The following is a 14,345-nucleotide window of genomic DNA, read 5'->3' as shown; positions in this document are numbered from 1 at the left end:
ACTCCTCTTCCTCGTCCGGCCGAAGCCGGACAAGCCGTATTAGTAGCCGGTTTACCCGGGGACCCCTCCCCTACGATCTCGTTAACCATCGTGTCGGCACCGGGAATTCGGTGCCGACGGCAGATCGATCTCCGAACTGCCGGCCCCCGTCGTGATCGCGGAGGGAATGTGAATCCGAGGTACGAGTACCGAGCTCTGCTGGCGTGCGACATCGCGGGTTCCGCGGGCCGCGGTCAGCAGCGGCTGCAGGAGATCCGCGGTGTGCTGCGGTCCGCGCTGTTCGGCGCCCTCGGCGTCGCGGAGCTGGACCGGCGGGACTTCGCGTACGTGGACACCGGCGACGGCTGCCGGCTCGTCGCCCCGGCCGGGTTGCCCAAGGCCGGACTGCTGGTCCCGCTGCTGCCGGAGCTGGGCTCGCGGATCCGCGAGCACAACCGGCACGCCGGCCCGGACACCCGGCTGCGGGTACGGGCCGCCGCGCACGCGGGGGAGGTCCGGCTCGATCCGGACGGCACGGTCTCCGGCACCCCGTTCGAGACGCTCGCCCGGCTGCTCGACTCGCCCCCGCTGCGGCATGCGGCCCTGGCCGGTCCGGACGGCACCCCGGTGGCCGCGATGCTTTCGCAGCACTACTGCGAGGAGACGGTCGGGCACGGCTACGAGGGGCTCGAAGCCGGCGCCTTCACCGCGGCCGAGGTCCGGGTCAAGGAGTTCGCCGCACGGGCCTGGCTCTGGTACCCGGGCAGCCCGGTCGGGCCGCACGGCGGTCCCGGCCCGGAATCCGGCTCCCGCGAGCGGCCTGCGGAAGCCGAGCCGCGGACCGTGGAGCAACTCGTCCAAGCCACGGGGAACGGCACGGTCTTCGCCGTCGGCCGAGGTCGCCAGCACATCCGCTACAACGAACGGGGCTGAAGCGCCGATGAACCAGGAACTCGCCGAGCTGGCCGCGAGCGGAGCCACCGCTCTGGTGTCCGCGATGGGCACCGATCTGTGGAACGAGGCGAAGCGACTGATGAGCGGCGTCATCGCCCGGGCCCACGGCAGCCGCCGCAGGGAACTGTCCGTCGCGCTGGAGCGGGGGTCGACCGCCACGAGGGGAGCGGTCGACGCCGCGGCCGTGGACTTCTGGACCGAGGCCCTGTTCCAGTTGCTCGACCGGAACCCGGCTCTCACCCAGGACGTCATAGCTCTGGCGACGCTGCGGACCGCGCAACGGCCGGACGTCGTGGTCCAGGTCAACTCCGCCACCGGCTCCGGTGAGGTGTTCGCGGTGCAGCACGGTGACCAGCACTTCGCCTCCGGGCCGAGGTCCCGCGATCGTGAGGAACGGCCGTGAGTGGGGGCGACGGCCTGACGGACGGCTGGGTGCGGGCGGGGCTGCTCGCAGCCGTCGTCATCGGGGCCTTCGCCGAGGTCGGCACGCCGCACCGGCACTACGGCTGGCTGGTGGACGCGTTCGCCCTCGCGGCGGTGGGTGTCGTCGGCGCGGCGGCCGCACTGGGGTCCGAGGCCGCCGCGACACCCGCCCGGCAGCGGGACCGGCCCGAACGGGAGCCCCGACCCGACGCGACGGCGCCGGTCTGCCGCTTTGTCGCGGTACCGGCGGTGTCGACGGCCCAGCCCGGCAGGCCCCGGCCGTTCCTGCGCGAGAGGCCGACCGACCTGAGCGTGCCCCGCTTCGGCGAAGGCGCGCGGGCACAGGGCTACCCCTGGCTGCTGCCGGAGCGCACGGTGCAGAACGGCATCGCCGCCGACGAGGCCACGGTCGGTGCCCTCACCATCCGCGCCGCCTCCGTCGTCGGGCCCGGCCACCGCTGCGGCCAGCCCGCCGAGCCGCGACAGGACTCCTACCGGATCGGGCGGAGCCCGGATAGCCGGTACGCGATCGTGGCCGTGGCCGACGGCCTGTCCAGCGCGGCCTGGTCCGACGTCGGGGCCACCGCGGCCTCCAGCCAGGCCGTCACCCTGCTGCGCGAGCAGATCGAGACGGTCGGCTTCGACCGGCTCGACGTCAAGGCGCTGTACGGGCGGACCGCGGAATCGATCGCCGCGCACGCGGCCGGACGCGGCGTCGGCACCTCGCACCTGGCCACCGTGCTGATCACCGCGGTGATCGCCGAGCCGGACGCGAACGGCGTGGCGCGGGCATGGGTCGGGTGGCTCGGTGACAGTTCGGCCTGGACACTCGACCCGCGCGTCCCGCGGTGGCAGTTCTCCGCCGGCGAAGCCAAGGACCGCGCGGCCGCGGTGGTCTCGAACGAGGTCGCCGGCCGACTGCCGGACACGCCGCACCTGGCCGTGGACGGTTACGTCACCCTGGCGGCCGGTGCCGCCCTCGCCCTGGTCACGGACGGGATCGGCGACGCGTGGGCGGACCAGGCGGGCAACGTCAACGAGTACTTCGCGAACGCCTGGCGCTCGCCGGTCCCGGCCACCCGGTTCACCGCTGACGTCGGCTTCGACGCACCGCAGTGCCTCGACGACCGCACCGCCGTCGTGGTGTGGAACGGCAGCGGGACATGACCGACTCCGATCCCGTCGCCGGCGACGGCGCCCCGGCGGTGGACCCGCGGGGCTGGGCGTTGCCGAGGACCGTGGGCCTCGGCGATCTCGGACCGCTCGCCGAGCCGATCTCCGAGCACAACGGCCAGGCCGTCGCCGTGCGGCCGCTGACGGGCCATCCGGGCTGGCTGGCCAAGCTCTACCGGCCCGGCCTGCACCAGGAGGACGGACACCGGATCGACCTGCTGATCTCGGCTCCGGACACGCTGCCGGAGGCGGCGCGGGCGACCCTGTACGCCGGGACGTGCTGGCCCGCGGCCCGGATCCACGAGCCCGGCAACCCGGCCGTCGGGTGCGTGATCCCGATGGCGCCCGAGCAGTACCGTTCCGAGCTGCGGCGCGGCAAGTTCAGCGAGCGCCGGTTCCTGGAGATCGACTGGCTGGCGAAGTCCGACGAGTCGATCCGGGGCGTCGGCCTGCCGTGCCCCGGCTTCGAGGGCCGACTGGCTGCCTGCCGCCAACTGACGGAGCTCGCCGCGATCCTGGAGGGCCTGGGCCTGGTCTACTCGGACTGGTCGTTCTCCAACGCCTTCTGGAGCCCGGAGGGGCGTTCCGTCTACCTGATCGACGTCGACGGCTGCCAGCCGAAGAAGATGCCCGACATCCACCAGCCGAACTGGGCCGACCCGCTCACGCCGCCGGGCTCCGACGCGGACCAGTACACCGACCGCTACCGGCTCGCCCTGCTCGTCGCCAAGTGCCTGACCGGCCGGCGCGACGCGAGCACCTTCCACGGCGTCGCCGCGGCCCACTGGCTGAACCAGCCCGCCGTCTCCGAGGTCCTGCTGGACATGCTGCTCGCGACCGACCGGGAGCGACGGCCCGCGGCCGCCCAGTTGAACCAGGCGCTGAACAACGGGCCCTACCTCAGGGCCGTGCCGCGTCCGACCCGTACGCCGCTGCCCGAACTGCCCCCGAAGCAGCCGACGGTGATGCCTCCGCAGCCCGCGCCGCACGCGACCTCGGAGTCCCCCACCGTCACCCGCAGCAGCACGGTCGAGGAGAAGCAGAAGCCCGAGACCGGCCGGTCCACCAAGTGGATCTGGGTGCTCGCCCTCGTCGTGATCCTGGTCATCATCATCGCCTCCAACCACTAGCTCAGAGGTGCACACAATGTCACTCTGCCTGCCCACCTACGTGGTGATCGACGCCTCCTCGTCGATGAAGCCGCACGAGGCAGTGCTCAACGCGACCCTCTCGCGTCTGCACTACAACCTGGCGACGAATCCGCGCGTCTCGGAGTTCGCCAGGGTCAGCGTGGTCGCCTTCTCCACCGACGTGCACGTGGTGATCCCGATGTCGGACATGGAGCAGGTCCCGAGCATGCCCGAAGTGATCTGCGGCGGGGGCACCGAGTACGGCAAGGCCTTCGACCAGTTGCGGCAGAGCATCGAACAGGACGTCAGCAGCCTGCGGGCGCAGCAGTACAGCGTGCTGCGGCCGGCGATCTTCTTCCTGACCGACGGCGCTCCGACCGACGCGAGGTGGCGGGACTCCTTCCGCACGCTGGTGGACCGGAACTGGCCGCGCCACCCGCACGTGATCGCCTACGGCTTCGGCGCCGCCAGGCGCGACGTGCTGAAGGAGGTGGCGACCAAGGCGCTGTTCATCGCCGACGGTTCGGACACCGAGTCGGCGCTGAGCGGGGCGATCACCGGCCTGCTCAACACCCTGATCGCCTCCTCGCAAACCGGTCAGATGCACATCGCCACCGACGTCAAGGGCTTCGAGTACGTCCAGGTCGCCCAGGAATACGTGGACTGAGCGTGGACACCGACCCGCGTACCACGGCGCCCCGGGCGCTGCGGGCCTCCGCCGGGCTGTCCGTGCTGGCCGCGGTGCTGCTCGCCTGCGGCGGCGTGGTCGAGGTGGCGGGCAATCTCCGCGGCCCCTCGACGAACGGGGGCGGAGGCGGCTCGCACCCGGCGACGCCGGTGCCGGTACAGCCGACCCCGACCCCTGACGTCTCCTCTCCCGCCGCGGCGCCGTCGCCGAGTTGCTCGCCCTCGGCCTCACCCACCCAGCTGCCCGAGCCTACGATCACCGCCACCACACCGGCGTCTCCTCCGGAGCGTCCTCCCGGGAGAGGGGCTTCCCGGACGAGGACTCCTGTGACGAGGAGTGCTGCTCCGTAGCTGCGAGGACCGGTCGGCCCGGACAGCACCACCCCGCCCTCCCCGCTCGGTAGCAGTCCGGCCGATCGCATCGTCCCGGAGTCGTTGAACCACAGTTGGTACGTGGTGCCCGCGACCGGCGTGGGCATGCCGGAGGCGAGGAAGGCGGCCTGGCCGCGGTCGTGCGACGACACCACCGTCCCCGCTCCGATTCCCCCCGCCGCGGTTCCGGTGGCCGTGCGCGCGTCGGGTGCCGTCAGCAGGCTCGTCAGACGCTCCGCCTGCTGCTGAACCACGACCGCCCGGGCGCGCGCCTGGGTGGCCTGCTGGTGCTGCTGGACGGCGAGGCCACCGGCACCGGCCGCGATCGCGAGACAGGCGGCCAGAGCGAACTTCGTCCAACCGCCCGCCTGCGCGTAGGACCGGGATCCTCCGCCAGGCGTAGGCGCGGTCCGGGGGGCTTCCTGCCGGACGCTGGGCAGCGCGGCCATCACCCGCTCCTCGAGGGCCGCGGGCGGCACGACGGTCTGCGCGGCCCCGAGCCTGGCCAGGGTCGCGGCGAACTCGGCCACCTCCTGGGCACAGGCCGGGCAGACGGCCAGGTGGCGTTCGAACTCCGTACTTTCCGCGGGGTCGAGGGCATGGGCGGCGTAGGCGCCGGTCAGGGTGTGCAGGTCGGCGACGCTCATGCTCCCCCCAAACAGTCACGCAGGCGGATCAGTCCGTCGCGCATGCGGGTCTTGATCGTGCCCAGCGGTGCGCCGAGGACCTCGGCGACCTGCGGGTAGGTGTAACCGCGGTAGTACGCGAGCGTCAACGCCTCCCGCTGCAGTTCGGTGAGCGTTCTCATGCAACGCCGGACCTGCTCGCGTTCCAGCAGGCCCTCGACCTGTTCGGCCACCTCGTCGAACGCCGCGACGCGCTCGTCGCGGTCGGCGGCAGCCTGTGCGGAGCGGACGCGGTCCACGGCGCGGCGGTGGGCGATGGTCAACACCCACGGCATCACCTCGCCGCGCTCGGCCCGGTAGCGGGCCGAGGTGCGCCACACCTCCAGGAGTACCTCCTGGACGACCTCCTCGGACCGCGCAGGATCGCGCAGCACCCGCCGCACCAGTCCCAGCACCGGGCCGGCCACCGCGTCGTAGAGCTTGCAGAACGCGTCCTGGTCGCCGCGCGTGACCCGCGCCAGGAGTTCCTTCAGATTCGGGCCCGGCCGTCCGGGACCGGCAAGGTGGACGACGGCGCTCATCCGCTCGCTCGTCTGCAGCGGGCGGGCGATGAGCCCGGTCGGCGGACGGCACACATCGAGGGCCTCCCTATAGTCGCGGCAGGACTGCAGCTCGGCCGCGGCCGGGTGGACGGTTCGGAACTCACATCCGGCCTTCGGAGCGATCGAACGCTCGGATTGGCCGACGCGCCTGCCAATCCGCCCGGTCGCGGACTCCGAACAGCGTGCGCGATCCTGGTCCCGTCGATCCAGCCATCGACAGGACACGGCGGCCTGGCTTTGCGACGAGGAGCCGAGATGAGAACGTTGCGACCCGACTCGAAGCGCTGCCTGGTGACCGGCGCGAGCGGCTACATCGGCGGCCGTCTGGTGCCCGAACTCCTCGCCCGCGGGTACTCCGTGCGTTGCTTGGTGCGCAACCCCGGTCGGCTGCGGGATCAGCCATGGCGAGCGGACGTCGACATCGCAGCAGGCGACGTGAGCCGGCCCGAAACCCTGGCCGGGGCTTTCGACGGCGTCGACGTCGTCTACTACCTCGTCCACTCCCTTGGCACCGGCCCCGCCTTCGAAACCACCGACCGGGACGCTGCGCGAGTGTTCGGTGCCGCCGCAGCAGCCGCCGGCGTCACCCGGATGATCTACCTCGGCGGTCTCGTCCCCGCCGCGGTGCCCGAAGCGGACCTCTCACCCCACCTGCGGTCCCGCGCCGAGGTCGGTCGCATCCTGCGCTCCAGCGGTGTTCCGACCGCCGAGCTGCGCGCCGCCGTGATCGTCGGCTCGGGCAGCGCCTCCTTCGAAATGCTGCGCTACCTCACCGAACGCCTCCCCGCGATGGTCACCCCTCGCTGGGTGTCGACCCGTATCCAGCCGATCGCCGTCCGCGACGTCCTGCGCTATCTCGCCGACGCCGCCGATCTGCCGCCCGAGGTGAACCGCACCTTCGACATCGGCGGCCCCGACATCCTGACCTATCAGCAGATGATGCAGCGCTACGCCCGTATGGCTGGACTACGCCGTCGCCTCATCGTCCCTGTGCCCGTCCTCACTCCCCGTCTCTCCAGCCACTGGGTCGGCCTGGTGACCCCGGTGCCGAGCTCCATCGCCCGCCCACTGGTCGAGTCCCTGCGCCACGAAGTCGTCTGCGCCGAGCACGACATCGCCCGGTGGGTGCCCGACCCGCCACAGGGCCTCACCGGCTTCGACCAGGCCGTCACACTCGCCCTGCGCCGTATCAAGGACGCCGACGTTGCCACCCGCTGGTCCTCTGCCACCCTGCCGGGCGCCCCGAGCGACCCCCTGCCCACCGACCCCGACTGGGCCGGCGGCAGCCTCTACCAGGACATCCAGGAACGCACCGTGGCCGCATCACCCGCCGCCGTCTGGCGGGTGATCGAAGGCATCGGTGGTGACAACGGCTGGTACTCCTTCCCCCTCGCCTGGGCCCTGCGCGGCTGGCTCGACCGCGCGGTCGGCGGCGTCGGCCTTCGCCGGGGACGCCGCGACCCCGCCCGCCTGCGGGTCGGGGACTCGCTCGACTTCTGGCGGGTCGAGGAGATCGAACCCGGCCGGCTGCTCCGTCTGCGCGCCGAGATGCGCCTACCCGGGCTCGCCTGGCTCGAACTCTCCGTCACACCGGACGGCGAGCGCGGGGCGTGCTACCGGCAGCGGGCTCTGTTCCACCCGCACGGCCTCGCTGGACACGCCTACTGGTGGGCCGTCGCGCCCTTTCACACGGCGGTGTTCGGGGGCATGGCCCGCAACATCACGGAACGCGCCCTCCGTGCCGATTGAACGGCTCTCCACCAGTCCGTTATCAGCGGCACGGAGACAAGCGCCTCCACCCGGGCGCTGCTGTGAGCAATGACCCACCTCAGGCGAACTCGCCACACACCGGGTGTCTGAACCGACTTCAGCATGTCGGAGCCGCCGCGGTGGCCGGACTCGTAGCGGCGCGCCCCTTGCGCTCGGGGCGGGCAAGCTCGTTGCGGCCTTCGCCGGCGAATGCGGACCTCTGCCGGGTAGACACCGCGCCGCCGGGCCGGGCGTCGCCGGGTTCCGGCCTGGTACGCGGTTCAGACCCGGAAGGCCGCGACGTAGCGGGCGGGGTCGCGGGCCAGGTCCTTGTCCCAACGGTCCAGGCACTGCTCGGCGAACGTCTTTCCCCCATCGAGCAGTTCGTCGAGGGGGTCGAGGTAGTCCAGTACCTTCGCGGGCTCCAGCCCCGCGGATACCCGTGCGCTCAGCCCTGCGCGGGCCAGCCGGACCAGCTCGTGGGCGAGTTCGCGCACGGGGTCGCCACCGAGCGTGGTGTGCAGCCCGGAGCTCGGGAGTTCGGCCATCGCGGCGCGGTGGTCCCGCAGCGTGTAGCGCCTGAGCAGGTCCCAGGCCGCCGTTCGCGAGGGCTCGTGGTAGGTGAGGCCCACCCACAGCGCGGGGACGGCCGGGATGTGCTGGTAGGGCGGGCCGTCCGCTTCGCGCAGTTCCAGGGTCCGGCGGACCCGCACGTTCGTCCAGATCTGCGACAGGTGCGAGGCCCAGTGGTCGAGCGAGGGGACCGAGCCGTCGTCGAAGCCCCGCTCCAGGAGCAGGCCGAACGGCCGGTCGGGGGCCGGACGGAACCGGCCGTCCTCGCTGCGGTAGTAGATCATCGGGATCTCGAGGGCCCAGTCGATGACGTCGTCGGCGGCCACGTCCGGCCGCAGGGCGGGCGGCAGGACACCGCAGCGACGCGGATCCATCCGCAGCCAGGCATGGGAGCGGTGGGACAGCAGCCGGTTCGGCCGGCCGCCTTGGAGCGGCGAGTTGACGAGCAGAGCGGCGATGACCGGCGACGCGACCGTCTGCATCCGCAGCTTCTGGGCGAAGTCGTCGACCGAGACGTAGTCCAGGTGCACCTGCGTGGACAGGGACATCGACATGATCTCCGGCGCCCGGCTGCCCGCCTCGCCGATGCGGGCGAAGTAGTCGCGCATGAGGGCGCCGCGGCGCATGGGCACCCAGGCGATGCTGCCCGGGGCGTCGAAGGGCAGGCAGGCTCCGGGCAGCAGGGCCCAGCCGAAGCCGGCGGCGAGTTCCGCGAGGCGCTCCATGGCGGTTCGCATCTCGTCGACGGCTGTTCCCAGGCCGATGGTCGGGGCGGAGGAGTACTCCACCTGCCCACCGTGTTCGAGCGTGATCTGGCTACCGTCGTCGAGGAGGACGCCGGTCAGGTTGCCGGAGTCGTCCAGTGGCTGTCCGCCCCACCGGGAGAGCACCGCCTTCAGCACCGCCTGCACTCCTCGCTCGCCCGAGTAGGGGGCGGCCAGGCCCGTTCGCGGGTCCACCAGGCCGCTCTCGATCTCCAGTCCGACCCGCTCGCACGCGCCGGCGGGCGGGGCGAGCAGCGACCGGAGGGCTTGGCGGTCAAGCCCTCCGGCGGTCGCCGTGGACGGCCCGGGCCGGTGTTCGCCGGCCCGGGCGGTGCCGGTCATTCGGACTTCACCCGGGCCGGGATCCGCGCCTGCCGCCCGCGTTCGAGTACGTGGCCCACCGCGTTCAGGGCCGACTGCATGGCGCCCTGGCACCACGCGTGCGCACCGGACAGGTGTTCACCGGCGAAGAAGATCCGGGGATCGCCGGCCGGGTGGGGCGAGCCGAGCGCCGTGAGGTAGCGGGTGTGCTCGCCGGGCGTGAGGTGGGCGAAGGCGCCGCCGCCCATGCCGAGCTGCTGGTCCCAGTTCCAGTGCACGATGTCGTCCACGTCGCCGTGGATACCGGGGTGCAGCCGTTCCAGGCAGTCCAGCACCAGCCGGTCCCGGTCGGCGTCCGGCAGCGCGGCCAGCCTGCGCGCGTTGGCTCCCCACGGGTAGGCCCCCAGGAGAACCGTGGGCTCCCGGGACCTGCCGGGGTCCCGGGCGACCCACCGCTCTCGGCCGGCGCCGTCCCCGTTCGGGGCCTCCGCAAGGAGACGGGCGTTGTCGGAGGGGTACCAGCACTGCTGGATCGGCAGGTCCGTGAAGCTGCCCCCGCCGTAGATCCCGTCGTCCAGCTCCCACCTGCGCCGGGTGAGGTGCAGGAGCGTCTTGGTGCTGCTGGCGTAGTTGATGCCGCGGATGGCGTGGCGCTGGGCGTGCGGCAGGCCCGGGACGAAGGCGACGTGGTCGAGCGCGGGCGCCGGGACGCAGCAGACGACGACGTCGACGTGCTCGGTCAGCACGTGGTCCAGCCGTTTCCCCTTGACCAGCACGCCGTCGCCGGTCAGCGCGAGTTCGTCGATGCAGGTGGACAGCCGCAGGGTGCCCGGCAGCAGCTCGCGGACGAAGGCGCGCACCAGGGCGTCCATGCCGTCGACCAGCTCCAGCTGGCCGGCGTGGAACAGGCCGAAGTAGTCGACCAGGACCTCGATCAGGGAGGACTGCTCGTAGTGGACCAATCCGCTCGCATGGCCCACCAGGTCCCAGGCGTCCTGCGACAGGTGCTCGCGGACGAACTGCCACAGCGACATCGAGACGAGCCGCTCGAATGCGGGATCGTCCCAGCAGCCGTCGAGCAGGCGCCGCTGCTGGCCCGCCGTGAGCGTCTGCCAGACGCTCACCAGGAGGCGGTGGAGAAGGCGGGCCGGGGCCTCCTGCTCGGCGGCGCGCAGGGAGAACGCCGTGAACAGTTCGCGCACGTCACGGACCCGGGCCCGGCGCCCGCGCAGGTGGTAGTAGGCGAGCGGGTTGACGTTGACGAAGGGGCGGGTCGCCAGGGCGAACTCGGACACGTAGTGCAGGACGCAGTGGTGGTTGGAGGGGATGCGCATGGCTCCCAGGTCCGCGTGCGTGCCGTCCCAGAAGTGATGCGTACGCACGCGCCCACCCGGCCGGTTCGACCGCTCGAACAGGACGACGTCGCAGCCGCGGCGCTGAAGCTCGTACGCGCAGACCAGGCCCGCCACGCCCGCCCCGATCACCGCGACCCGACCCGAAGCGCCGACCGCCGGCTCCAGCAGACCGGCCGGGAACGCGAAGCTCCTGTCGAACACTCGCGCCTCCGCAGTTGCGTCGATGCCCCGCCACGCCCCAGCCTGGGCCAGCGCAGCACCGCCAACAACCGGGACACCTCCATTCGAAGCCCGACCGCCGTGGCCGACCGCCGTGGCCGACCGGCCCGATGAGGCCGGCCGGCCCCCTCGCCACGCTCAAGGCGCGCTGCCTCTTCGAGGGTCCGCGTGACGACTCGGCGATCACCCCCGATCGGGAGGAACGGTTCGCGGGGCCTGACCAGCTCGAACGCGGGGTGACGGCGGTGGTCGAGGAGGGTGGTGGCCAGGCGGTAGACGCCGCTGGAGCGTCCGGTGGCGGTGGCGGTGGCGATCTCGCATTCGATGACACGGACCTCCAACTGGCCGATTCTGGAAAGGAATGAGCCGTCGTCGAAGCGTCGCAGGACAGGCGGTTTGCGCAGGGCCGACAGGCGGGCCAGGAACGCTGCCCCGGTGCCGGCCGCGGCTTCGAGGAAGGTGTTGGAGGAGAAGCCGCGGTCCAGGAGCACGACAAGCCGTTCTACCGGGGCTCCGCTTCCCGCGTCCGGCAAATCCCCAGATCAAGGACCCTTGCCGACGACCATGCAGCCCTAACTTCATGGCCTTGATCTTTAGGCCTGAAAGCCGCTATCCGAAACCGGTGATCAAGCCGTAGGAATGGCTTCACGGCCTGACCGGCCACCCGCGATCAGAAGGAGCCACCATCCATGATTCGCCTTCGTACCACCTGTATGGCCATCGTCGGTGCCGCAGCGATGTTCGCCCTGACCGCCGCGCCCGCCCAGGCCGCCCCGGGTGACGTCACGACCTCGTGCGGAAGCGTTCTCACCCCGACCGGCTATGTCGACGTGAGTTGGGGTTACAGCAGCAGCTGCGGCACGCAGAGCTTCAGCCCGAACATCAAGCAGATAAAGCAGCTCACCGGACTGCCCGTCGGCACCGTGGTCCAGGCCTGCTCCTCGACCTACCCGCCTGCGGGCTGGGTCCAGACCGGCTCGTACTACAGCAGCAGCTGCGTCGCCTGGTCGAACCCGAGCCTCAACAACAACGCCTGGCAGCTGAAGCGCGTCTCCTGATCCGGCGACCCGGCTCGGATCCTCGGTCGGGTACCCGACTTCAGAGCTTCAAGGGCGACGGATCCTGATGTTCCCGCTGCCGGATGCCCAGCGGTGGTGGTACCCGTGCCGAGAAGGCCTCCGATCGAGGTCCCGGTCAGCAGGGCGACCGGGACCTCGGTGTCAGGGCCGGGGTGTCCAGCCGGGTGGGGTGAGGGCGGTGTCCGCGAGGATCCGGCCGACCGTCCCCGCCAGGGTGCTGTGCTGCGGGATGACGTGTTCGACGCCTCCGGGCAGCTGGTACCAGCCGACCGGTCTGGTGGGCGCGGGCGATGACCTCGACGGCCTGGGCCTGGTCGCTGTCGCCGGCGATGGGCCGTAGCCGGTCCCATCAGGCGGTGGCGGTGGCGGTGGCGGCGGCGTGGACGCGGTCGACCAGGTCGGCGTCCAGGCCGGCGACGGCCGGCCGCACCGCCGCCTGGCGCGGCGCCACAGCCGGCGCATGCGGGAGCGCCGCGCCGACGGGTCGACCACAAGAGGTGATACCGCGATCACAATGGGTAGGAGCGGGGCGCCGACCCCCTACCCACGGGAGACCCACATGGCCCAGCAGGCCGACCTCATCCTCCACGGCGGCGAGATCGTCACCGTCGCCGAGAGCACCGGCGACGACGCCCGGCCCGAGGCCGTGGCCGTCAAGGACGGCACGATCGTCTTCGTCGGCCCCCGACAGGAGGCGCTGGACCGGTGGAGCGGCCCGCACACCGTCGTGCGGGACCTCGAGGGCCGCGCCCTCTTGCCCGGGTTCGTCGACGCGCACGGGCACCTCGGCGGCATCGGCCTCCAGGCCACCGTCGCCAACCTGCTGGCCGCGCCGGACGGCGACGTCACCGGCCTCGACTCGCTGAAGGACAAGCTGCGGGCCTGGGCCGCGAGCCCGGTGGGCGCGGACTCCGAGTGGATCGTCGGGTTCGGGTACGACGACGCGATGCTCGTCGAGGGCCGCCACCCCACCCGCGAGGACCTCGACGAGGTGTCCACGGACCGCCCGGTGCTCGCCATCCACCAGTCCTTCCACCTCGGCGCGGTGAACAGCCTCGGCCTGAAGCGGCTCGGCTACTCGGCCGCCACACCCGACCCCGAGGGCGGGGTGATCCGACGACGCGAACTCGCCGTCCCACCCGCGTACGGCGAGCCCGACGGGGTGCTGGAGGAGAAGGCGTTCACCCCGGCCTCGGACCTGGCGCTCGCGGGGCTGCCGGAGCGGGAGCTGCTGACGCTGTTCGTCACCGGCGCGGCCGCGGCGGCGAGCTTCGGCTTCACCACCGTCCAGGAGGGCGGCACCACCCTCGCCAACCTCAAGGCGCTGCGGGACACGGCCGCCGCCGTGCCGTTCGGGATCGACGTGGTCGCGTACGTGAAGGCCGGCGAGGCGATCTCCTCCGCACTGGACGACCCGATCGGGGTGAGCGACGAGTACGTGGACGGCGTCCGCGCGGCCGGGGTGAAACTGGTCCTGGACGGCTCGCCGCAGGGACGCACGGCGTGGCTCACCGAGCCGTACCTGACGCCGCCGACCGGGAAGCCCGAGGACTACTGCGGGTACCCGGCGGAGCCGGACGACGCGGTGGTGGCCAAGCAGGTCAGCACGGCGGTCGAGCGGGGCTGGCAGGTGCTGGCGCACGTCAACGGCGACGCGGCGATCGACCAGTTCCTCGGGGCGGTCGAGGCGGCCGGGCCAAGCCGGCGGCCGACCGTGGCCATCCACGCGCAGACCGCCCGCGAGGACCAGGTCGAGGCGTTCGCCCGGCTGGGGATCGTGCCGTCCTTCTTCTCCATGCACACCTACTACTGGGGCGACTGGTACCGCAGGACCGTCCTCGGCGAGCAGCGGGCCGCCGTCATCTCCCCCGCCCGCTGGGCGCTCGACCGGGGCCTGCGCTACACCTCGCACCACGACGCGCCGGTGGCGTTGCCGAACTCGATCGCCGTGCTGTCCAGCCAGGTGACCCGGCGCACCCGCACCGACGAGGTCGTCCTCGGGCCGGAGCAGCGGGTGTCGGCCTTGGAGGCGGTCCGCGCGATCACCCTCAACGCCGCGCACCAGTACGGCGAGCAGGACCGCAAGGGCAGCATCGAGGTCGGCAAGCTCGCGGACCTGGTGATCCTCAGCGCCGATCCGCTGACCGTCGACCCGGAGGCGATCCGTGACATCGAGGTCGTCGAGACGATCAAGGCGGGGACGACCGTCCACCCGCCCGCACCCGCCGGCCGGGCCTTCGCAAGCCCGGCCACCGCGCCCACCCCGCAGTGGGGCTGCTGCTGAACGGCGGCGTCCGGCCGAGCCACGCCCGGCGGCCCCGGCCGCCGGGCTTCAGCCG

At 72.4% G+C, this 14,345-nt stretch carries 13 protein-coding genes; 8 read left to right on the top strand and 5 right to left on the bottom strand.

What is annotated here, in order from left to right:
* The first annotated feature begins 168 nt into the window (after positions 1-168).
* From ACIO5E_RS33895 to ACIO5E_RS33875, 5 genes are read left to right on the top strand one after another with little or no spacing between them, the layout of a single operon-like run.
* A complete protein-coding gene (locus ACIO5E_RS33895; protein WP_400675432.1) occupies positions 169-912 on the top strand; it encodes a hypothetical protein in 744 nt (247 codons plus the stop codon).
* Between the two features lie 7 nt (positions 913-919).
* Positions 920-1,336, top strand: coding sequence for a hypothetical protein (locus ACIO5E_RS33890; protein ID WP_400675430.1), 417 nt, complete (start codon positions 920-922; stop codon positions 1,334-1,336).
* On the top strand, positions 1,333-2,523 hold the full coding sequence (locus tag ACIO5E_RS33885) for a protein phosphatase 2C domain-containing protein (protein ID WP_400675428.1): 1,191 nt from the start codon (positions 1,333-1,335) through the stop codon (positions 2,521-2,523). The genes ACIO5E_RS33890 and ACIO5E_RS33885 overlap by 4 nt, the downstream gene beginning before the upstream one ends.
* The gene (locus ACIO5E_RS33880; RefSeq protein ID WP_400675426.1) at positions 2,520-3,659 is read left to right on the top strand and encodes a hypothetical protein; all 1,140 of its coding nucleotides are present in this window, start codon (positions 2,520-2,522) and stop codon (positions 3,657-3,659) included. The genes ACIO5E_RS33885 and ACIO5E_RS33880 overlap by 4 nt, the downstream gene beginning before the upstream one ends.
* 16 nt (positions 3,660-3,675) lie before the next feature.
* A complete protein-coding gene (locus tag ACIO5E_RS33875; protein WP_400675424.1) occupies positions 3,676-4,326 on the top strand; it encodes a VWA domain-containing protein in 651 nt (216 codons plus the stop codon).
* On the opposite strand, the gene ACIO5E_RS33870 is transcribed toward ACIO5E_RS33875, so the two are convergent.
* On the bottom strand, positions 4,280-5,365 hold the full coding sequence (locus ACIO5E_RS33870; protein ID WP_400675422.1) for an anti-sigma factor domain-containing protein: 1,086 nt from the start codon (positions 5,363-5,365) through the stop codon (positions 4,280-4,282). The genes ACIO5E_RS33875 and ACIO5E_RS33870 overlap by 47 nt on opposite strands.
* On the bottom strand, positions 5,362-5,925 hold the full coding sequence (gene sigK, locus ACIO5E_RS33865; protein WP_400675653.1) for an ECF RNA polymerase sigma factor SigK: 564 nt from the start codon (positions 5,923-5,925) through the stop codon (positions 5,362-5,364). Before sigK ends, ACIO5E_RS33870 begins: the two co-directional genes overlap by 4 nt.
* Before the next feature lie 276 nt (positions 5,926-6,201).
* Here sigK and ACIO5E_RS33860 point away from each other — a divergent pair, with 276 nt between their 5' ends.
* Positions 6,202-7,695, top strand: a complete 1,494-nt coding sequence (locus ACIO5E_RS33860) for an SDR family oxidoreductase (RefSeq protein ID WP_400675421.1) — start codon at positions 6,202-6,204, stop codon at positions 7,693-7,695.
* A gap of 281 nt (positions 7,696-7,976) precedes the next feature.
* On the opposite strand, the gene ACIO5E_RS33855 is transcribed toward ACIO5E_RS33860, so the two are convergent.
* Genes ACIO5E_RS33855 through ACIO5E_RS33845 form a run of 3 tightly spaced genes read right to left on the bottom strand, consistent with a single transcriptional unit; the run spans position 7,977 to position 11,418 of the window.
* The gene (locus tag ACIO5E_RS33855) at positions 7,977-9,374 is read right to left on the bottom strand and encodes a glutamate-cysteine ligase family protein (RefSeq protein WP_400675419.1); all 1,398 of its coding nucleotides are present in this window, start codon (positions 9,372-9,374) and stop codon (positions 7,977-7,979) included.
* Positions 9,371-10,909 carry a flavin monoamine oxidase family protein gene (locus ACIO5E_RS33850; protein ID WP_400675417.1) on the bottom strand — a complete coding sequence of 513 codons (1,539 nt, stop codon included), beginning with the start codon at positions 10,907-10,909 and terminating at the stop codon, positions 9,371-9,373. The genes ACIO5E_RS33855 and ACIO5E_RS33850 overlap by 4 nt, the downstream gene beginning before the upstream one ends.
* Entirely contained in the window at positions 10,834-11,418 is a 585-nt protein-coding gene (locus ACIO5E_RS33845; RefSeq protein ID WP_400675415.1) for a hypothetical protein, read from the bottom strand. Before ACIO5E_RS33845 ends, ACIO5E_RS33850 begins: the two co-directional genes overlap by 76 nt.
* Positions 11,419-11,616: 198 nt before the next feature.
* Here ACIO5E_RS33845 and ACIO5E_RS33840 point away from each other — a divergent pair, with 198 nt between their 5' ends.
* Together ACIO5E_RS33840 and ACIO5E_RS33835 are read left to right on the top strand one after the other, a co-directional pair.
* Positions 11,617-11,985, top strand: coding sequence for a hypothetical protein (locus tag ACIO5E_RS33840; RefSeq protein ID WP_400675413.1), 369 nt, complete (start codon positions 11,617-11,619; stop codon positions 11,983-11,985).
* A gap of 580 nt (positions 11,986-12,565) precedes the next feature.
* Entirely contained in the window at positions 12,566-14,290 is a 1,725-nt protein-coding gene (locus tag ACIO5E_RS33835; protein ID WP_400675411.1) for an amidohydrolase, read from the top strand.
* The last annotated feature ends 55 nt before the right edge of the window (positions 14,291-14,345 follow it).

The organism is Kitasatospora sp. NPDC087314, from assembly GCF_044744365.1.
GTDB lineage: Bacteria > Actinomycetota > Actinomycetes > Streptomycetales > Streptomycetaceae > Kitasatospora.
Note: the sequence above shows the minus strand (reverse complement) of the source record. Positions and strands in the feature narration are given on the sequence as shown.